Origin of the sequence: Micromonospora sp. NPDC000089 (assembly GCF_042899365.1) — a bacterium.
GTDB lineage: Bacteria > Actinomycetota > Actinomycetes > Mycobacteriales > Micromonosporaceae > Micromonospora.
This window is the reverse complement of sequence record NZ_JBIAZT010000002.1, coordinates 566,457-586,639: the sequence shown is the minus strand read 5'-3', so window position 1 is coordinate 586,639 and position 20,183 is coordinate 566,457. Positions and strand designations below refer to the sequence as shown.

Below are 20,183 nucleotides of genomic sequence, written 5' to 3'. Positions count from 1 at the left end.
TCACCGCACCCCGGCGGCGTCCATTCCGCGCAGCTCCTTCTTCAGATCCGCCACCTCGTCCCGGATCCGGGCGGCCAGCTCGAACTGCAGCTCGCGGGCGGCGGCCAGCATCTGGTCGTTCAGCTCCTGGATGAGCTGGGCCAGGTCGGACCGGGCCATGCCCTCCCGGGACGGGACGGCGGCGCCCGCCGCCCGGCCGCGACTGCGGGTCTCCTTGACCGGCGCCTTGCCGCGGGACAACTGCCGGGCCGCGCCGCCGACCTGGCTGTTCTCGGTGTCCTCGGCCTCGCGGTAGATGTCGTCCAGGATGTCGTGGATCTTCTTGCGCAGCGGCTCGGGGCTGATCCCGTTGGCCTCGTTGTGCGCGATCTGCTTGTCCCGCCGGCGGTTGGTCTCGTCGATGGCGTTTGCCATCGACGGGGTGATCTTGTCGGCGTACATGTGGACCTGGCCGGAGACGTTACGGGCGGCCCGGCCGATGGTCTGGATCAGCGACCGGCCGCTGCGCAGGAAGCCCTCCTTGTCGGCGTCCAGGATCGCCACCAGCGACACCTCGGGCAGGTCGAGGCCCTCCCGGAGCAGGTTGATGCCGACGAGCACGTCGTAGTCGCCCTTGCGCAGCTCACGCAGCAGCTCCACCCGGCGCAGGGTGTCGACCTCGGAGTGCAGGTACCGCACCCGGATGCCGTTCTCCAGCAGGTAGTCGGAGAGGTCCTCGGCCATCTTCTTGGTCAGCGTGGTGACCAGCACCCGCTCGTCGCGCTCGGTGCGCAGCCGGATCTCGTGCATCAGGTCGTCGATCTGCCCCTTGGTGGGCTTGACCACGACCTCCGGGTCGATCAGGCCGGTCGGGCGGATCACCTGCTCGACGAACTCGCCCTGGGACTGCTCCAGCTCCCAGGAGCCGGGGGTGGCCGACAGGTAGACCAGCTGACCGACCCGCTCCAGGAACTCGTCGAACCGCAGCGGCCGGTTGTCGGCGGCGCTGGGCAGCCGGAAGCCGTGGTCGATCAGCATCCGCTTGCGGGACGCGTCGCCCTCGTACATGCCGCCGATCTGGGAGACCGTCTGGTGCGACTCGTCGATCACGGTGAGGAAGTCGTCGGGGAAGTAGTCGAGCAGGCAGTGCGGCGGGCTGCCGGGCAACCGGCCGTCCATGTGCATGGAGTAGTTCTCGATGCCGGAGCAGAAGCCCACCTGGCGCATCATCTCGATGTCGTACGTGGTGCGCATCCGCAGCCGCTGCGCCTCCAGCAGCTTGCCCTGCCGCTCCAGCTCGGCCAGCCGCTCGGCCAGCTCGGCCTCGATGTCGCGGATCGCCCGCTCCATCCGCTCCGGGCCGGCGGCGTAGTGGGTGGCCGGGAAGATCAACAGGTGGTCGACCTCGCGGACCACGTCACCGGTGAGCGGGTTGAGGTAGTAGAGCTTCTCCACCTCGTCGCCGAAGAACTCGATCCGCAGCGCGAGCTCCTCGTACGCCGGGATGATCTCCAGCGTGTCGCCGCGGACCCGGAAGGTGCCCCGGTTGAAGGCCATGTCGTTGCGGGTGTACTGCACGTCGACCAGCCGGCGCAGCAGCTTGTCACGCTCGATCTCCTGGCCGACCCGGATCCGGACCGCGCGGTCGAGGTACTCCTCGGGGGTGCCCAGGCCGTAGATCGCCGAGACGGTCGCCACCACCACCACGTCCCGCCGGGTGAGCAGCGACATGGTGGCCTTGTGCCGCAACCGCTCGACCTCCTCGTTGACCGAGGAGTCCTTCTCGATGTAGGTGTCGGTCTGCGGAATGTACGCCTCGGGCTGGTAGTAGTCGTAGTAGGAGACGAAGTACTCCACCGCGTTGTGCGGGAGCAGCTCGCTGAACTCCTTGGCCAACTGGGCGCAGAGCGTCTTGTTCGGGGCGAGCACCAGGGTGGGCCGCTGCAACCGCTCGACCAGCCACGCGGTGGTGGCGCTCTTGCCGGTGCCGGTCGCGCCCAGCAGCACGGTGTTGCGGTCGCCACGCCGCACCCGGCGCTCCAGGTCGTCGATGGCGGCCGGCTGGTCGCCGGCGGGTTGAAACTCGCTGACGACCTGGAAGCGGCCGTCCAGCCGGGAAATGTCGAGCGCCATGACCACAACGGTACGCCCGGGGTCCGACACTCCGGCGCCGTCACCGTGGGTCCCTGACCGGCTTCGATATTCCCATTGTGGCCCACTTCTCAGGGCGCTAGCCTGTACCCCGTAGGCCGCTCGCGGCGGCCGACCGGGCCGGTGGCCGACCCTCACGGGCGGCCCGCCCCCGGCACGACAGGGTCGCAGCACCCGGACATCACCGGCGTGCGCACCCGACGTGGTCGCGCTGACGCGCAGACCGGCCGCCGCGAGCGCCCCTGCACCCCACCCACGTCCGCCGCCCGCCCGCGTCACCCTGCCGGGTGCGGGCCGTTCAACACTCGTGGACACCTCATCCGAGCGGCCGTCGGTTCCGTCCCCGGAGCGTCCCGCACCCGACGGCGGCCACCGCTTTGCGCCGGACCGGGTGATCGTCCGCGCGACGCCGCTGCGTACCGCCGGCGCGAACGGCGGACCCGGGCCGGTGGACCGCCCCGGCCGCCGGCGGCGCCGGGCCGGCCGGCACCACCGCGCCCGCCCCGGCCCTCCCCCGCCCGTCGCCGGGCCCTCGGCCGCCGGCCAGGAGCCGACTGGCCGCCGCCGCAGCGCCCTGGTCGCGCTGGGTGTGGTGGCCGCGACCTCCGCCGCCGCGCTGGTGGCCGGGCTGCTCAGCTGGGCGCCGGCGCCCGGCGAACCCGCCCGGGCGCTGACCGTGGACGAGTCCGAACGGCTCGCCGCCACCCGGGTCGGCAACTACCGGGACGTCCGGGTCGGGGTGCGGGCGACGGTCGGGACCGGCGCGGCCCGCACCGACCTGGTGGGTTGGGTGGACTGGGGGCGGCCGCTGGTCTACCTGGACGTGGGCGGCCCGGGCGCGGGCGCGAACCGGGGCCTGCTGCAGGCCACGCCCACGCTGGTGGTGATCCGTCCCGACCCGGCGGCGGTGCCCACCCCGGCTGCGCCGCCGCTGGTCCCGCCCGAGGACGGTTGGCGGCTGCGTGACCCGGCACCCGGGCGGGGACTGGCCGGGGCGCTCGAGCTGCTCTTCGCGCTCGGCGTCGACCGGCCGGAACCGGCCGACCCGCTGCGTCGGGGCGGCGGCCGCTGGGTCGGCCGGGAGCTGCTGGCCGGTGAGCCGGTCGACGTGTTGCAGGCCGCCCTGACCTCACCCGCCCCGACCGCGCCGGACGGCACCCCGTCCGCACCGCCACCGGCCGGCGACGGCGACCCCCGCTGGTGGATCGACCGGGACGCCCGGCTGCACCGGTTCGCCGGCCGGCTGCCCGACGGCACGCCGGTCACCGTCGACCTGGAGCACGGCGACCGGCCCACGGTCCGGCCGGTGGACGCGCTCGGCGGCCGGCCCGGGCTGCCCCGCGCGCTCACCGACGGGGAGGCCGCGCGGCTCGGCCGGGTGCCGGCCCGGCTGCGGGCCCGCGGCGGGGCCGCGGTCGCCGTCACCGCCCCCCTGGGCACCGCGGCGAACCTGCGGGGCGCCGGCTGGTTGAGCTGGTCGGCCGGGGTGGCGTACCTGTCGGTGGCGGAGCTGGACACCCTCGGCCGGCGGACGCTGCTGCGCCGGGACGCGACCGGCTACGCCCGGGCGGAGCTGCCGGTCGGGCCGGCCAGCGGCAGCGCGGCGGCGCCGGTCCGGCCGCCGCTGCCGGCGCCGCGCACCGGTTGGCGCCCGGCGGTACGCCCCGCCGACGACGTCGACCTGCTGGTGGACGTGGCCCTGCGCGCCGCGACGGAGCCGGTGCGCCCCGGCGCGGCGATCCGGCTGCGGGGTGACCGGTTGGCCGGCGCGCCGGTCGACGTGGTCGAGCTGCAGGTCCAGGGCCTCCGGCTGCGCCAGTGGGTGGACCGGGGCGGCCTGCTGCGCCGGCTGGAGCTGCGCACCGGCGCCGGGGCGTGGGCCCAGCTCGACCTCGGCTACTCCCCGGTGCCGCCCGGCGTCGTGCCGGCCCGGCCGAAGGCCCCGGCGACGACGCCACCCCGGCCCCCGGCCCCGGCCCGCCCGTCGGTGTGAGTCCGCGCAGCCAGGGGGCGCTCGTGGCCCCGGCCGGCGACCGACCGCGACGTCAGGGGCGCCAGCCGGTCCGGTCGGCCCACTCCTGCGCCCGCAGTCGCTCCTCGTCGAACCAGGGGTCCCGTGCGGTCGACGATCCGCCGCCCGCCGGGGCGGTGGCCGCCAGCTCCCGCTTCAGCAGCAGGTAGGCCGACCGCTGGTCGGGATCGGCCCGCAGGTGGTCGCGCATCAGCAGGGCGTGGCGCCAGCCGGGCGAGCCGGCCACCCGCAGGTGCAGGTTGACCGGGCGGCCCGGGTCGGCGCTGCCGTGCAGCCGCTTCTCCCAGCGCCCGCCGTCAGCCGGGCGGGCGATGTCCCACCGGTCGTCGGGCAGCCGGGGGAAACCCGCATCCGCGAGCCGGTCGGCGAGTGGCCCGTCGGCCGCCTCCAGCGAAGGCACGGTCAGCTGCACGTCGATCACATCCCGCGCGGCCAGGCCGGGCACGGCGGTCGAGCCGATGTGGTCGACGCGCAGGTCGTCCGGGGCGATCGCGTGCCGGATCCGGGCGGCCAGCCGGGCGTACTGCTGGGGCCAGGTCGGGTCCGGCCCGGTCAGCGGCGCCCGCTGGTCGGTGCCGACCGCGCGCCGCTGCCGCACGTTGCGTTCGTAGGGCACCAGCCGGTCCCGCCAGAGGGCGTCCACCGCCGCGTGCAGCTGGTCCAGGCCGCCGTCGTTGTCGAGGACCACGTCGGCGGCGGCTCCCCGGCGGTCGTCGTCGGCCTGGGCGGCGATCCGCCGCTCGGCCTCCGCGCGGGGCATGCCCCGGCCGCGCTCCAGTCGCTCCAGTCGGGTGCCGACGGCCGCCCGCACCACCACCACCAGGTGGTACGTCGGCGCGAGCCCCACCTCGACCAGCAGCGGCACGTCGTTGACGACGACCGCGTCGGGCGGCGCCGCGGCGACCAGCTCGGCGGTACGCGCCCGGACCCGGGGGTGGGTGATCGCCTCCAGCCGGCGGCGCGCGACGTCGTCGCCGAAGACCACCGCCCCGAGCGCGGCCCGGTCGAGGGTCCCGTCGGCGGCGAGCACCCGCTCGGAGAAGGCGGCGACGACCTCGGCCAGGCCCTCCGTGCCGGGCGCGACCACCTCGCGGGCGACCACGTCGGCGTCGACGATCACCGCTCCCCGTTCGGCCAGCCGGGCCGCCGCCGCGCTCTTGCCCGACCCGATCCCGCCGGTCAACCCCACCCTCAGCACCGGACCAGTCAACCGGATCGCCCGGGCGGTCGCCACACCACCCCGGCCACCCGGTGCTGCTGCCTCCGGGGCGGCCAGGCGCCGGGCGCGACCCGGCGGGATCCCTGACCCCCGTCCGGCAGCAGTACCCCGATGGGCGGCGGGCGCCACCCAAGGGCCTCCCGGCCCCTGCCTGGCGTGCGCGGGGAAAGGCGAGAGGCCCCGCCCCCGACGACCCGTGAAACCGGATCGTGGGGACGGGGCCTCTCGGTGACAGGTCCCGACGGTCGCGCGGCGTGGACCGCGCGGCGTCGGAGGTGTCAGCGGGTCACTTGCCGCCGGCGAGCTTCTCCCGCAGAGCGGCGAGCGCCTCGTCGGTGGCCAGGGTGCCGGCCGGCTCCTCGGCCTGACGGCTCGGGGCCGCGCTGCTGGTCGAGGTGGTGGTGGTGCCACCGGCCGGGACGACGGGAGCCGGGTTGGCGGCAGCCTCGGCGTCGGCGGCGCGGGAGGTCTGCACCTGCTTGGTGTGGGCCTCCCAGCGCTGACGCGCCTCCGCGTACTGCGTCTCCCAGGTCTCGCGCTGCTTGTCGTACCCCTCGAGCCACTCGCCCGTCTCCGGGTCGAAGCCCTCCGGGTAGATGTAGTTGCCCTCGTTGTCGTACGTCGCGGCCATGCCGTAGAGGGTCGGGTCGAAGTGCTCCTCGCCCTCGACGAAGCCCTCGTTGGCCTGCTTGAGCGACAGCGAGATCCGGCGGCGCTCCAGGTCGATGTCGATGACCTTGACCATGACCTCGGAGCCGACCTGGACGACCTGCTCCGGGATCTCCACGTGGCGCTCGGCCAGCTCGGAGATGTGGACCAGGCCCTCGATGCCGTCGTCCACCCGGACGAAGGCGCCGAACGGCACCAGCTTGGTGACCTTACCCGGCACGATCTGCTGGATCGCGTGGGTGCGGGCGAACTGCCGCCACGGGTCCTCCTGGGTCGCCTTCAGCGACAGCGAGACGCGCTCGCGGTCCAGGTCGACGTCCAGGACCTCGACCTCGACCTCCTGGCCCACCTCGACGACCTCGGACGGGTGGTCGATGTGCTTCCAGGACAGCTCGGAGACGTGCACCAGACCGTCGACGCCGCCCAGGTCGACGAACGCGCCGAAGTTGACGATCGAGGACACGACGCCCTTGCGGACCTGGCCCTTCTGCAGCTTGTTGAGGAACTCGGTGCGCACCTCGGACTGCGTCTGCTCCAGCCAGGCCCGGCGGGACAGGACCACGTTGTTGCGGTTCTTGTCCAGCTCGATGATCTTGGCCTCGAGCTCGCGCCCGACGTACGGCTGCAGGTCGCGCACCCGCCGCATCTCGACCAGGGAGGCGGGCAGGAAGCCGCGCAGCCCGATGTCGAGGATGAGGCCGCCCTTGACCACCTCGATGACGGAGCCGCGGACGACGCCGTCCTCGTCCTTGATCTTCTCGATCGTGCCCCAGGCCCGCTCGTACTGTGCCCGCTTCTTGGAGAGGATCAGACGACCCTCCTTGTCCTCCTTCTGGAGGACCAGGGCCTCGATGTGGTCACCGACCGAAACGACCTCGGCCGGGTCCACGTCGTGCTTGATCGACAACTCACGAGAGGGGATGACACCCTCGGTCTTGTAGCCGATGTCGAGCAGGACCTCGTCCCGATCGACCTTGACGACGGTGCCTTCGACAATGTCGCCGTCGTTGAAGTACTTGATGGTCTCGTCGATCGCGGCGAGGAAAGCCTCCTCGGAACCGAGATCGTCGTGGGTGACCCGGGTGGCGCTCGAGGGGGCCTCGATGCTGCTCGTCATGTGGGCGGTTGCTCCGGTCGGATGGGTTGTCACAGCAGGCGTGGTGTCGCAGTGACCTGTTCGCGCCAGCGAATTCGCCGCCGGGCACACCGAACGATCGCCAAGTGAAGATCATTAGTGGCTCCGGTGACCGCGCACCTGCTCCCTGCCGAGGCACACGATCCGCGAGCGCATCGTCTAGCCTACCCGCTGTATTACCACAGCGTGCAAGGCCTCCCGGGTCCTCGCGACCTCGTCAGCTGCAAAAGCGGAGATTTCACTGGGAAAGCGGCACAACTGTCTCGTGCGTCACATCGGCACCAGCAGAAGGTAGCGCATGACCGGTCGACGGGGTCGTCCCGGCCGTCGGCCTGCCGTCGGGGACACCGGCGCCGGCAGGGCTAGCGTGGGCCGGATGGACGACGACAACCGGGTGATCCGGCGCCGGGTCGGCGACGCGGCGGCGCGCCGGGCCAACCGCGGCTGGTGGGACACCGACGCCGACGACTACCAGGCGGAGCACGGCGCGTTCCTGGGCGACGTCGACTTCGTCTGGTGCCCGGAGGGGCTGCGGGAGGCCGACGCCGGGCTGCTCGGCGACGTCGCCGGGTGCCGGGTGCTCGAGGTGGGTTGCGGCGCCGCGGCCTGCGCCCGCTGGCTGGCCACCCGGGGCGCCCGGCCGGTCGCCTTCGACCTGTCCGCCGGCATGCTGGCGCACGCCGCGCGCGCCGCCGCCACCACCGGGGTACGCGTCCCGCTGGTGCAGGCCGACGCGCTCGCTCTGCCGTTCGCCGACGGGGCGTTCGACATCGCCTGCACCGCCTTCGGCGCGATCCCGTTCGTCGAGGACTCGGCCGCCCTGATGACGGAGGTGCACCGGGTGCTGCGGCCCGGCGGCCGCTGGGTGTTCTCGGTGACCCACCCGATGCGCTGGATCTTCCTCGACGATCCCGGCGAGGGCGGACTGACCGCCACCCACTCGTACTTCGACCGCTCCCCGTACGTGGAGCAGGACGAGCGCGGCCGGCCCACGTACGTCGAGCAGCACCGCACCCTCGGCGACCGGATCCGGGAACTGGTCGGCGCCGGATTCCGGCTGGTCGACCTGGTCGAGCCGGAGTGGCCGGCGGGACACCAGGGCGTGTGGGGGCAGTGGAGCCCGCTGCGCGGCCGGCTCTTCCCCGGCACTGCCATCTTCGTGACGGAGAAGCCGTCGGCCTGAGTCCCGTCGCACCCGCGGTGCGACCCGGATCCCGCGCGGCGGCGTTAGGCTGCCCCCATGAGCGCCGAGCCCATCCCGACACCACCTGGCCCCTGGTGTCCGGATCCGATGCGGCAGCAGCGTGCGGACTACACGCTGGAGGATCTGCTCGCCCTGCCGGACGACGCCCCCCGCGTCGAACTCGTCGACGGAGTAATCCAGGTGACACCCTCCCCCACCCTGGGCCACCAGAACATCTCCAGCCTGCTGTGGATGTTCCTGCGGTCTCATGCGCCTGCACGGCTGAGTGCCGCCCAGGCCGTCGCTGTCGGGCTGAGTTCCAACACCAGCCGCCAACCGGACGTGCTGCTCCACCGGACCGGGGTGCCGCTGCGCGACTCGATGCTCACGGCGGAGGACGTCGTGCTCGCGGTGGAGATCGTCTCCCCCGGTACCCGGCGGATCGACCGGTTCGCCAAGCCCGGTGAGTACGCCGCCGCCGGCATCCCGTTCTACTGGCGGATCGAGCAGGACCCGGTGCACCTCTACGCGTACCGGATCGGCGACCGGGTCGGCCCGGGCGGCGAGCGACAGTACGAGCTGGTCACCGACAGCGCCGAGCTGATCGAGCTGACCGAGCCGTTCGACATCAAGCTGCCGATCGCCGAGATCACCCCGTAGGCGGGGCCTGTTTCGGGGCATCGACGCCGGGTACCCGCCGGACATGGCCGAGCAGGAGTTCCACCAGGGCGACCACGTCTCCTGGGCCAGCCACGGCGGCCGGGCGTACGGCGTGGTCAAGGAGAAGTTGACCGAGCGCACCCACGTACGCGGGCACACCGCGGACGCCTCGGCGGACGACCCGCAGTACCGGATCCGCAACGACGACTCGGGGCGGGACGTCGCGCACCGACCGGAGGCGCTGCGCCATGAGTCGAAGTGACGATCCGCAGCAGACCTACCGCGAGTTCACCGAGGCGGTGAACATGAAGCCCGGCGAGTTGTCCAGCTGGCTGGAGACCGACGAGTCGAAGCAGGTCGGCTGGCACAAGGGCGGTCGCTCCGGCGGCGGCGAGTCGGTCGGCCACGAATCCGGCCGGAAGATCATCGACCTGCTCCGCCGCAAGCGCGCCGAGCTGTCCGACGGCGACTACAAGCACATGCGCAAGGTCGTCGGGTACGTCCACCGGCACATGGCCCAGCGCCCCGCCGGCGACGTCCGGGACACCAAGTGGCGCTGGTCCCTGATGAACTGGGGCCACGACCCGCTCAAGTGACGGCTCAGTGGTCGGCGCTGTTCCAGTCCCGTCCCTCGCCGACCGACACCTCGAGCGGCACCGACAGCGGGTACGCCCCGCCCATCTGGCCACGCACCAGTGCCTCCAGCGCCTCCCGCTCGCCCGGCGCCACCTCGAAGACCAGCTCGTCGTGCACCTGCAGCAGCATCCGGGAGCGCAGCCCGGCGTCGCGCAGCGCGGTGTCGACGTGCAGCATGGCGACCTTGATGATGTCGGCGGCGGAGCCCTGGATGGGGGCGTTGAGCGCCATCCGCTCGGCCATGTCCCGCCGCTGCCGGTTGTCGCTGACCAGGTCGGGCAGGTAGCGCCGGCGGCCCAGGATGGTGGAGGTGTAACCGTCCTGGCGGGCCCGGGCGACCACCTCGTGCAGGTAGTCGCGCACCCCGCCGAAGCCGGCGAAGTAGTTTTCCATCAGCCCGCGCGCCTCGTCGGCGCTGATGCCGAGCTGCTGGGACAGGCCGAACGCGCTCAACCCGTACGCCAGGCCGTAGTTCATCGCCTTGATCTTGCGGCGCTGGTCGGGGGTGACCTCGGTGACGCCGACCTCGAACACCGACGACGCGGTGGCGGCGTGGAAGTCGTGACCGGAGTTGAACGCCTCGATCAACGCGTCGTCCGACGACAGGTGCGCCATGATCCGCATCTCGATCTGGCTGTAGTCGGCGGTCAGCAGGGTCTGGTAGCCCTCCCCCACCACGAAGGCGCGGCGGATCCGCCGGCCCTCCTCGGTGCGGATCGGGATGTTCTGCAGGTTCGGCTCGGTGGAGGAGAGCCGGCCGGTGGCGGCCACCGTCTGGTTGAAGGTGGTGTGGATCCGACCGTCGTCGGAGACGGACTTGAGCAGCCCGTCCACCGTCGACTTCAGCTTGGCCACGTCGCGGTGGCGCAGCAGGTGCTCCAGCACCGGGTGCGGGTTCTGCGCGTAGAGCCACTGCAGGGCGTCCGCGTCGGTGGTGTACCCGGTCTTGATCTTCTTGGTCTTGGGCAGGCCCAGCTCGGTGAAGAGGATCTCCTGCAGCTGCTTGGGCGAGCCGAGGTTGAACTCCCGGCCGACCGCCGCGTACGCGCCCTGGGCGGCGGCCTTCACCTCGGCGGCGAAGTGCGCCTCCAGCTCCGACAGGTACTGGGTGTCGGCGGCGATGCCGATCCGCTCCATGCCGGCGAGCACCCGCATCAGCGGCAGCTCCACGTCGGCCATCAGCCGGGCGGACTGCTCGCCGTCGCGGGACAGCTCGGCGTCGATCGCGTCGGCCAGGTCGAGGGTGGCCCGGGCCTGGAGCATCAGGTTCTGCTCGACGACGCCCTCGTCGCCCAGCCCGTCCAGGGTGAGCTGGCCGGTCTCCGGCGCGTCGACCCGCAGCTCCCGGTGCAGGTAGCGCAGCGCCAGGTCGGTCAGGTCGTACGAGCGCTGGTCGGGGCGGGCCAGGTAGGCGGCGATCTGGGTGTCCCGGGCGATGCCGGCGAGCTCCCAGCCGCGCGCGGCGAACGCCAGCACCGCCGGCTTGCTGTCGTGCAGCACCTTCGGCCGGTGCTCGTCGGCCAGCCAGGCGGCCAGCGCCGACTCGTCGGCCTGCTCCAGCGTGGCCGGGTCGAACCAGGCCGCCGCGCCGCCGCCGGTGGCCAGCGCCATGCCGGTGACCGAGGCGGTGTGCCGGCGGTTCGGGCCGGTGTCGAGCTTCACCGCGAGGCCCACCGGGGCGGCGGCCGGGGCGTGCGTCTCCAGCCAACCGTTCAGCGCGCCCGGCTCGGTGAGCAGCTCGCCGGCCAGGTCGAAGCCCGCCTCGGCCTCCGGCTCGACGGCCTCCAGGTATTGATAGAGCCGGTCGCGCAGGATGCGGAACTGGAGGGTGTCGAAGACCTGGTGCACGGCCTCCCGGTCCCAGCCCTGCCAGCGGGCGTCCTCGGGGCGCAGCGGCAGCTCCAGGTCGGAGACCAGCTGGTTGATCTCGTAGTTGCGGATCACGTCGGCCAGCCGCTCGCGCAGGCTGTCACCGGCCTTGCCCTTGATCTCGTCGGCCCGGGCGACCACGCCCTCCACCCCGCCGTACGTGATGATCCACTTGGCCGCGGTCTTCGGGCCGACGCCGGGGATGCCGGGCAGGTTGTCGCTGGCCTCGCCGACCAGGGCGGCCAGGTCGCGGTAGCGCTCCGGCGGCACGCCGTACTTCGCCTCGATCGCCGCCGGGTCCATCCGGGCCAGGTCGGAGACGCCCTTGCGCGGGTAGAGCACGGTGACCTGGTCGCCGACGAGCTGGAAGGCGTCCCGGTCGCCGCTGCTGATCAGCACCTGCATGCCCTGGTCGCGGGCCTGACAGGCCAGGGTGGCGATGACGTCGTCGGCCTCGAACCCCTCCCGCTCGACGACCGGGATCTGCAACGCCGCGAGGACCTCCTTGACCAGGCTGACCTGGCCCTTGAAGTCGCTCGGCGTCTCACTGCGGCCGGCCTTGTACTCGGCGTACTTCTCCGTGCGGAACGAACGGCGCGAGACGTCGAAGGCCACCACGATGTGGGTGGGCTGCTCGTCGCGCAGCACGTTGATCAGCATGGAGGTGAAGCCGTACACCGCGTTGGTCGGCTGCCCGGTCGTGGTGGAGAAGTTCTCCACCGGCAGGGCGAAGAACGCCCGATATGCCAGGGAGTGTCCGTCGACGAGGAGCAGGCGCGGCGTCGTAGCTGTCACGGCAGCGACTCTAGTCCGTACGCCCGACAAGTTCGGCCTCCGGTGCGGCGCGCGCCGCACCGGAGGCCGAGGTCAGAGCACCTTGGCCAGGAACGCCCTGGTCCGGTCGTGCCGCGGATTGGCGATCACCTCACGAGGATCACCGGACTCGACCACCACGCCGTCGTCCATGAAGACCAGCTTGTCGCCGACCTCCCGGGCGAAGCCGATCTCGTGGGTCACCACGATCATGGTCATTCCGTCCCGGGCCAGGTCCTTCATCACGTCCAGCACCTCACCCACCAGCTCCGGGTCGAGCGCGCTGGTCGGCTCGTCGAAGAGCATCAGCTTCGGCTGCATGGCCAGGGCCCGGGCGATCGCCACCCGCTGCTGCTGGCCGCCGGAGAGCTGACCGGGGTACGCACCGAGCTTGTCGCCCAGCCCCACCCGCTCCAGCAGCCGGGCGGCCCGGTCCCGGGCCTCCGCCTTCCGCACCCGGCCGAGCAGCACCGGCGCCTCCATGACGTTCTGCATCACCGTCATGTGCGGGAAGAGGTTGAACCGCTGGAAGACCATGCCGATCGCCCGGCGCTGCGCGGCCACCTCCTTCTCCCGCAGCTCGTGCAGCTTGCCGCCGTGCTCCCGGTAGCCGATCAGGTCGCCGTCCACCCAGATCCGGCCGGCGTTGATCTTCTCCAGGTGGTTGATGCACCGCAGGAACGTCGACTTGCCGGATCCGGACGGCCCGAGCAGGCAGCACACCTCACCGGCCCGGACCTCCAGGTCGATGCCCTTGAGCACGTCGAGCGGCCCGAACGACTTGTGCACCTGCTCGGCCCGGACCATCGGGCCCGACCCGGCCGCGGACCTGTCGGCCTGGGCCGGCACCGTCACCTCGGTCATACGCCCCCTGCCCCTCCGGTGTTGCGGCCCCAGACGCCGAAGCCCTGCAGCGTGCTCCTGGCGGCGGCGCCGCGCCCGAAGCCCCGGCCGAAGCGTCGCTCCAGGTAGTGCTGACCGACGAGCAGCACGCTGGTCAGCGCCAGGTACCACACGGTGGCCGCCACCAGCATCGGGAAGACCTGGAAGGTCCGGTTTCCCACCGCCTTGAGCTGAAAGAACAGCTCCATCGAGACCGGCACGAAGGCGACCAGCGAGGTGTCCTTGAGCATCGCGATCGTCTCGTTGCCGGTCGGCGGGACGATCACCCGCATGGCCTGCGGCAGCACGATGCGGCGCAGGATCTGCCCGCGGCTCAGGCCCAGCGCCTGGGCGGCCTCGGTCTGCCCCTCGTCCACCGACTGGATGCCGGCCCGGACGATCTCCGCCATGTACGCGGCCTCGGAGAGGCCGAGCGCGAGCATGCCGGCCACGAAGCCGGTGAGGATGTCCACCGCGGAGAAGCCGAACAGGCGCGCCTCGAAGTTGTCGATCCCGAACAGCGCGCCGATCTGCCGGTCGAAGGGCAGCCCGAACTCCACCCGGGCCCAGAGGATGCCCAGGTTGCCGAAGAGGATCGCCAGCACCAGCCGGGGCACCGCCCGGAAGAACCAGGTGTAGACCCAGGAGACCCAGCGCAGGATCGGATTCGGGGACAACCGCATGATCGCGATGATGATCCCGAGCACGATGCCGATCAGCATCGAGGTGACCAGCAGCAGGATGGTGCCGCGCAGCCCCTCGATGATCGGCGGCCGGAACATCTCGTCCACCATGAACGACCAGTTGAACGCCTTGTTCGTGACCAGCAGGTGCACAAACATCGCGACCAGCACGGCGATCACCGCCACCGCGACCCAGCGACCGGGGTGCCGCACGGGCACGGCCTGGATGGGTTCCGGCCGTGCCCGTTCGGGTGTGTCCGTCTCGACCGACATGGTCAGCCGGCGGGGTTGAGCTCTGCGGAGGTGATGGCGCCGCCGTCGACGCCCCACTTCTGCAGCGCGGACTTGTAGCTGCCGTCGGCGATCACCGCCGCGACGGCCTCCTTGAGCACCTCGGCGAAGGCCTGCTGGTCCTTCTTCACCGCGTAGCCGTACGGGGCCGACTCGTAGATGTCGCCGAGCAGCTCCATCTGGCCGTTGCTCTTCTTCACCGCGTACGCGCCGACCGGCGAGTCCGCGAGCATGGCGTCGTTCTTGCCGCTGACCACGGCGGCGGTGGCGTCGCTCTGCGCCTGGTACTGGTCGACCTTGATGGCCGGCTTGCCGGCGTCGGTGCACTTCTTCGACCGGGCGGTGATGTCGTCCACCTGCACGGTGCCGGTCTGCACCGCGATCTTCTTGCCGCAGGCGTTCTCCGCGTCGACGCCGGCCGGGTTGCCCTTCTTGGTGGCCCACTGGGTGCCGGCCGAGAAGTAGCTGACCATGTTGACGCTCTGCAGGCGCTTGGCGTTGATGGTGAACGAGGAGACGCCGACCTCGTACTTGCCCGAGTCGACACCCGGCAGGATGGAGTCGAACGGCGCCGACTCGTACTCGGCCTTCATTCCCAGCTTCTGGGCGACCGCGTTGAACAGCTCCACGTCGAAGCCGACCACGGTCTTGCCGTCCTGGTCGAGGAACTCGGCCGGGGCGTAGGTCGAGTCGGTGCCGACCTTGATCACGCCGTCCGCCTTGATGGCGTCCGGCACCTTCGCGGCCAGGTTCGAGTCCGCCGCGGCGGTCACCGAGGGGCCCGCGCCGGGCTCGGCCGAGTTCTCCTTCTCACCGCAGGCGGCGAGGGAGAGCAGGAGGACGGCCGCGCCGGCGACGCCGAGCGCCGCCCGCCGGCCGGGGTTGGGGTGGAACATGGTGCACTCCTTTTGCGAGGGGCGGCCGTCAGGCCACGCCGAGATAGGCCTCTTTGACCGAGGGGTCGTGCAGCAGGTCAGCGCCGGTGCCGCTCTTGACGATCCGGCCGGTCTCCAGCACGTACGCCCGGTGCGCGCGGGCCAGGGCCTGCTGGGCGTTCTGCTCCACCAGCAGGACCGTGGTGCCCTGCTGGTTGATCTCCGTGATGATGGTGAAGATCTGCTGGATCAGCATCGGCGCGAGACCCATCGACGGCTCGTCGAGCAGCAGCAGCTTCGGCCGGCTCATCAGCGCCCGGCCGACCGCGAGCATCTGCTGCTCGCCGCCGGAGAGGGTGCCGCCGGGCTGCTTGCGCCGCTCGGCCAGCCGGGGGAACAGCTCCAGCACCCGCGCCAGGTCCTGGGCGACGCCGGCCTTGTCCCGCCGGGTGTAGGCGCCCATGTCGAGGTTCTCCAGCACCGTCATGCCGGGGAAGATGCCCCGACCCTCCGGCGCCTGGCACAGCCCGCGCCGCACCCGCAGGTCGGCCCGGAGCTTGGAGATGTCCTCACCGGCGAACCGGATGCTGCCGGAGGCGATCGGCCGGATGCCGGAGATCGCCCGCATGGTGGTGGACTTGCCGGCGCCGTTCGCGCCGATCAGCGCGACGATCTCGCCCTCGTCCACGGTCAGGCTGATCCCGTGCAGCGCCTGGATCCGCCCGTAGAGCAGGCTCACGTCCTCGATCTCAAGCAGCATCGTCCGGCACCCCCAGGTACGCCGCGATCACCTTCGGGTTGTCCCGCACCTCGGCGGGCAGCCCCTCGGCGATCTTCTTTCCGAACTCCAGCACCACGATCCGGTCGGTCACACCCATCACCAGGCGCATGTCGTGCTCGATCAGCAGCACCGTCACGCCGGTGTCGCGGATCTGCCGGATGAGCTGGAGCAACTCCTCCTTCTCCGCCGGGTTGAAGCCGGCGGCCGGCTCGTCCAGGCAGAGCAGCACCGGGTCGGTGGCCAGCGCGCGGGCGATCTCCAACCGCCGCTGCTCGCCGTAGGAGAGGTTGCGGGCGAACTCGTGCATCCGGGGAAGGATGCCGACGAACTCCAGCAGCCGCTCGGCCTTCTCCCGACCCTCGCGCTCCTCCCGCCAGTGCCGCGGCAGGCGCAGCAACGCCGAGATCACGCTGGTCTTGTGGTGCGCGTCCGCGCCGACCTGCACGTTCTCCAGCGCGGTCATCTCCGGGAAGAGCCGGATGTTCTGGAACGTGCGGGCCATGCCCATCCGGGTGATCTGGTAGCGCTTCTTGCCGCTGATCTTCTCGCCCCGGAACCGGATCTGCCCCTCGGTGGGCTGGTAGATGCCGGTCATCGCGTTGAAGCAGGTGGTCTTGCCCGCGCCGTTGGGCCCGATCAGCCCGAGGATCTCGCCCTTGTAGAGGGTGAAGTCCACGTCGTTGAGCGCCACCACGCCGCCGAAGCGCAGCGTGACGTGGTCGACCTCCAGCAACGGCTCGCGGTCACGCACCGTCTCGACGGCGGGCGCCGCCGCCTGGGCCGGAACGGCCGGGGTCTGCTCGGTGTCACTCACCGACGATCACCTCCTTGCGACGGTCCTTGAACTCCGCCGCTCGTCGCCGGTTCGGGATCAGGCCCTGCGGCCGGAAGATCATCATGACCACGAGCACCAGGCCGAAGAAGAGGAACCGGTACTCGTACAGCTCGATGCCGAACAGCTCGATGCCACGGAACCGCTCGATCATGTACGCCACCAGGCCGCCGCCGACGATCGCGCCCACGATGTTGCCGGAACCGCCGAAGATGACCGCGGCCAGGATGATGATGGAGTTGAGCAGCTCGAAGTTCTGCGAGTTGACGAAGTTCTGCTTACCGGCGAACAGCGCGCCGGCCAGGCCGGCGATCGCCGCGCCCGAGGCGAACGCCCACAGCTTGAACTTGAACGTCGGCACGCCCATCAGCTGGGCCGCGTCCTCGTCCTCCCGGATCGAGATCCAGGCCCGGCCGACCCGGCTGTGGGTCAGGTTCCGCACCCCGATCACCACCAGGATGATCAGCGTGAGCACCAGCCAGTAGTAGGGGCGGGCGTCGAGCACCCCGAAGAACGGCTTGCCGTCGGCGTACTTGCCCGGCGGGTGCGGGATCTGGTTGAAGCCCCGCTGCCCCTTGAGGAAGTCGGAGCTGACCGCCGAGATCCGGATCATCTCGGCGAAGCCGAGCGTCACCAGCGCCAGGTAGTCGCCGCGCAACCGCAGCGTCGGAGTGCCCAGCACCACGCCGGAGACCATGGTCATGGCGATCGCGACCGGCACCACCAACAGCCACGGCCACAGCGTCTTGATGTTGCTGCTCGGCGAGGTCAGCACCGCGACGGTGTACGCGCCGACCGCGAAGAAGCCGAAATAGCCCAGGTCGAGCAGGCCGGCGAAGCCGACCACGATGTTCAACCCGACCGCCAGCAACACGTAGATCGAGACGGTGAAGAGCACCTGGGTGAAGTTCGCCCCGGGCGTCGGGATCGGCCCGAGGTACTGGTAGAACTCCTTGTTCGGCAACGCGTAGAAGAACACGATGACCGCGGCCAGCACCGCCCAGCGGACCCAGCGCGGGGCGTGGTGCCACCGCTGCGAGATCGCCTCCCGGCCGTGCCGCAGCTTGTCCACCGCGCTCTCCCGCCGCTCCGGCGGGTCGATGGTGGTCGTCATGCGCGTGCCCTCCCCAGTGATTCGCCCAGCAGGCCGGTCGGCCGGAACATCAGCAGCACGACCAGCACCGCGAACGCGGCGAAGTCCTTCCACTCGCTGCCGAACAGGCCCGCGGCGTAGTTCTCCACGAGGCCCAGCAGCAGGCCGCCGACCAGCGCGCCGCGCAGGTTGCCGATGCCGCCGAGCACCGCGGCGGTGAACGCCTTGAGGCCCAGCAGGAAGCCGACGCTGTAGGTCAGCGTCTGGATCCGGACGTCGTAGAGCAGGCCCGCGACACCGGCCATGGTGCCGCCGGCGATGAAGACCATCAGGATGATCCGGTCCTTGTTGACGCCCATCAGCGCCGCCGTGTTGGCGTCCTGGGCGACCGCCCGGATGCCGCGGCCGGTGCGACTGCGGTTGATGAACTGGTCCAGCGCGAACATCATCACCAGCGCGGAACCGATCGTGAGCAGCTGCACCGCGTCGATCGGCACCCCAGCGATGTGGAACAGCGGCTCCGAGCTGACCAAAATCGGCGCGCCCTCCGGCCGGCGCCGGGTGTAGACGCCGAACGCCTCGGAGATCGCGATCGAGGCGCCGATCGCGGTGATGAGGAAGGCCAGTGGCGGGGCGTTGCGCTTGCGCAGCGGCCGGTACGCTACCCGCTCGATCACCGTGGCGGTGCCCGCCGAGGCGATGGCCGCCACGATCATCGCCACCAGCAGGTAGAACAAGATCGATCCAACCCCGCTGACCTGGGAGTCCTGGTCGAGGCCGAAGCCGTTCCAGGTCCAGATCGCGGCGAAGGCACCAGCGATGAACACCTCGGAGTGGGCGAAGTTGATGAGCCTGAGCACGCCGTAGACCAGCGTGTAGCCGAGCGCGACCAGGGCGTAGATGGCGCCCTGGGTCAGGCCAGTCGTGGTGTATACCCCGAAGTTGGAGAACAATCCGTGGAAGTCCAAGGGAGGGACGCTCCGTCGCTCAAGAGAAAAGGAGGTGCGGCCGGGAGCCAGCGCCCCGGCCGCACCCGCGATCACAACTCAGTCGCCAGTGGCAGCGATCAACCAATCAGGACTTCGGGATCTCCTGGTCCGGAACGACCTTGCCGCCCTTCACCTTGAACGCCCAGACCTTGACCTGCGCCGGGTCCAGCTCGCCGCCCTCGACGAACTTGTAGCTGGCGGCCACGCCCTCGCCGCTGTAGCCCTTCACGAACTCCAGCAGGTCGGCGCGGGAGGTCTTGCCGGCCTTGATGCCGGCCAGCAGGATGTTCGCCGCGTCGAACGCGGTGTCGCTGTAGGTGCCCGGGTCGGTGCCGTTGAGCGCCTTGTAGTCGGCCGCGAAGGAACCACGCGCCTCGGTGGACGGCTGGCAGGGGCAGGTGAGGATGGTGCCCTCGGCCGCCGCAGCGCCGGCGGAGGTGATGTACGCGCCGTCGTTGACGCCGTCACCGGCGACCAGCGGAGCGGTGACCCCGGCAGCGGTGAGCTGCTTGCGGATCAGGCCGGCCTCCTGGTAGTAGCCGCCGTAGAAGACCGCCTTGACGTTGGCGGCCTTGACCTTGGTGACCACGCCGGAGAACTCGGTCTGCTTGCCCTCGCCCTGGACCTTGTCGGTGCCCACGACCGCCGAGCCGAGCACCTTCTTGACCTCGTCGGCCAGGCCCGCACCGTACGCCGACTGATCGTCGATGACGTAGACCCGGTCGGCCTTCATCACGTTCTTCATGTAGTTGCCGGCCGCCGGGCCCTGGCTGAAGTCGTTGCCGACCGCCCGGAAGAACGTCTTCCAGCCCTGCTGGGCGAGGCTGGGCCGGGTCGCGGAGGGGGTGATGGTGACCAGGCCGGCCTCGCTGAACAGCGGACCGGCGGCCTCCGACTCACCCGAGTAGGCCGGACCCACGACACCGAGGATCTTGGTGTCGTCGATCGCCTTCTGCGCGAGCTGCGGCGCCTGGTCCGGGCTGCCCTGCGAGTCGAGCTCGGCGAGCTCCACCTTGCAGTCGGCGTTCTCCTTGTTGTACTTGTCGACCGCCAGCTTGGCGCCGTTCTTCTCGTTGATGCCCAGCGCGGCCGAGCTACCGGTCAGCGCACCGAAGAAAGCGATCTTGCTCCCGCAGGCGCTGCCGCCGGAACCCTCATCGTCGCTGCCGCTGGAACAAGCGGTGCTACCGGCGACGAGCGCCAGCATGGCGACCCCGCCGATCACGCGTGCGAGCTTCTGCCTCAAGGCCCGAACCCTCCTCCGTCCATGGTCCGAACCACCCGCTGCTGATTGGCACTTGCGGGGGCGGACGAACCAGACCGTCGTCGCCGGTCTGGGCCGGGACGTTATCCCACCGGCGAGCGGTGGCGTAAGACCCGGAAAGCGGCGTTGACCGAACCGTTACACGCC

General features: G+C 71.3%; 16 protein-coding genes and 1 pseudogene. 5 read left to right on the top strand and 12 right to left on the bottom strand.

Features of this window, described 5'->3' with window-relative positions; all coding sequences use genetic code 11:
- A complete protein-coding gene (uvrB, locus tag ACFY3U_RS06145; RefSeq protein WP_387195660.1) occupies positions 1-2,112 on the bottom strand; it encodes an excinuclease ABC subunit UvrB in 2,112 nt (703 codons plus the stop codon).
- Positions 2,113-2,521: 409 nt separating this feature from the next.
- On the opposite strand from uvrB, the gene ACFY3U_RS06140 reads away from it, so the two are divergent.
- Positions 2,522-4,123, top strand: a complete 1,602-nt coding sequence (locus ACFY3U_RS06140) for a hypothetical protein (RefSeq protein WP_387195657.1) — start codon at positions 2,522-2,524, stop codon at positions 4,121-4,123.
- A 52-nt stretch (positions 4,124-4,175) separates the two neighbouring features.
- Here the strand turns inward: ACFY3U_RS06140 and coaE are convergent, their stop codons facing one another.
- Positions 4,176-5,360: a dephospho-CoA kinase gene (gene coaE, locus ACFY3U_RS06135; protein ID WP_387195654.1), complete on the bottom strand. Its 1,185-nt coding sequence runs from the start codon at positions 5,358-5,360 to the stop codon at positions 4,176-4,178.
- A gap of 307 nt (positions 5,361-5,667) precedes the next feature.
- Positions 5,668-7,167 (bottom strand): 30S ribosomal protein S1, encoded by a 1,500-nt coding sequence (gene rpsA / locus ACFY3U_RS06130; protein WP_387195651.1) that lies wholly within the window; start codon positions 7,165-7,167, stop codon positions 5,668-5,670.
- A gap of 394 nt (positions 7,168-7,561) precedes the next feature.
- Here rpsA and ACFY3U_RS06125 point away from each other — a divergent pair, with 394 nt between their 5' ends.
- The 4 genes and pseudogenes from ACFY3U_RS06125 to ACFY3U_RS06110 form a co-directional block, all read left to right on the top strand.
- A complete protein-coding gene (locus ACFY3U_RS06125) occupies positions 7,562-8,368 on the top strand; it encodes a class I SAM-dependent methyltransferase (protein WP_387195648.1) in 807 nt (268 codons plus the stop codon).
- Positions 8,369-8,425: 57 nt separating this feature from the next.
- A complete protein-coding gene (locus ACFY3U_RS06120) occupies positions 8,426-9,028 on the top strand; it encodes a Uma2 family endonuclease (RefSeq protein WP_387195645.1) in 603 nt (200 codons plus the stop codon).
- Between the two features lie 43 nt (positions 9,029-9,071).
- Positions 9,072-9,290 carry a DUF2945 domain-containing protein gene (locus ACFY3U_RS06115; RefSeq protein WP_387195642.1) on the top strand — a complete coding sequence of 73 codons (219 nt, stop codon included), beginning with the start codon at positions 9,072-9,074 and terminating at the stop codon, positions 9,288-9,290.
- Positions 9,277-9,621 (top strand): annotated as a pseudogene (locus ACFY3U_RS06110) (DUF3140 domain-containing protein); the annotation flags it as partial. The gene ACFY3U_RS06115 and the pseudogene ACFY3U_RS06110, both read left to right, overlap by 14 nt.
- Before the next feature lie 7 nt (positions 9,622-9,628).
- Here the strand turns inward: ACFY3U_RS06110 and polA are convergent.
- From polA to ACFY3U_RS06065, 9 genes are all read right to left on the bottom strand, one after another.
- The gene (polA, locus tag ACFY3U_RS06105) at positions 9,629-12,328 is read right to left on the bottom strand and encodes a DNA polymerase I (protein WP_387195639.1); all 2,700 of its coding nucleotides are present in this window, start codon (positions 12,326-12,328) and stop codon (positions 9,629-9,631) included.
- Positions 12,329-12,400: 72 nt separating this feature from the next.
- Positions 12,401-13,210, bottom strand: coding sequence for an amino acid ABC transporter ATP-binding protein (locus tag ACFY3U_RS06100; RefSeq protein WP_387195636.1), 810 nt, complete (start codon positions 13,208-13,210; stop codon positions 12,401-12,403).
- Entirely contained in the window at positions 13,207-14,184 is a 978-nt protein-coding gene (locus ACFY3U_RS06095) for an amino acid ABC transporter permease (protein WP_387195633.1), read from the bottom strand. Before ACFY3U_RS06095 ends, ACFY3U_RS06100 begins: the two co-directional genes overlap by 4 nt.
- Positions 14,185-14,186: 2 nt before the next feature.
- Entirely contained in the window at positions 14,187-15,098 is a 912-nt protein-coding gene (locus ACFY3U_RS06090) for an ABC transporter substrate-binding protein (RefSeq protein ID WP_387195630.1), read from the bottom strand.
- Between the two features lie 28 nt (positions 15,099-15,126).
- Positions 15,127-15,837 (bottom strand): ABC transporter ATP-binding protein, encoded by a 711-nt coding sequence (locus tag ACFY3U_RS06085; protein ID WP_387195627.1) that lies wholly within the window; start codon positions 15,835-15,837, stop codon positions 15,127-15,129.
- The gene (locus ACFY3U_RS06080; protein ID WP_387195624.1) at positions 15,827-16,672 is read right to left on the bottom strand and encodes an ABC transporter ATP-binding protein; all 846 of its coding nucleotides are present in this window, start codon (positions 16,670-16,672) and stop codon (positions 15,827-15,829) included. The genes ACFY3U_RS06085 and ACFY3U_RS06080 overlap by 11 nt, the downstream gene beginning before the upstream one ends.
- Positions 16,665-17,804, bottom strand: coding sequence for a branched-chain amino acid ABC transporter permease (locus ACFY3U_RS06075; protein WP_387195621.1), 1,140 nt, complete (start codon positions 17,802-17,804; stop codon positions 16,665-16,667). Before ACFY3U_RS06075 ends, ACFY3U_RS06080 begins: the two co-directional genes overlap by 8 nt.
- The gene (locus ACFY3U_RS06070; protein WP_387195618.1) at positions 17,801-18,751 is read right to left on the bottom strand and encodes a branched-chain amino acid ABC transporter permease; all 951 of its coding nucleotides are present in this window, start codon (positions 18,749-18,751) and stop codon (positions 17,801-17,803) included. The genes ACFY3U_RS06075 and ACFY3U_RS06070 overlap by 4 nt, the downstream gene beginning before the upstream one ends.
- A gap of 106 nt (positions 18,752-18,857) precedes the next feature.
- Positions 18,858-20,018, bottom strand: a complete 1,161-nt coding sequence (locus ACFY3U_RS06065) for a branched-chain amino acid ABC transporter substrate-binding protein (protein ID WP_387195615.1) — start codon at positions 20,016-20,018, stop codon at positions 18,858-18,860.
- Between the last annotated feature and the right edge of the window lie 165 nt (positions 20,019-20,183).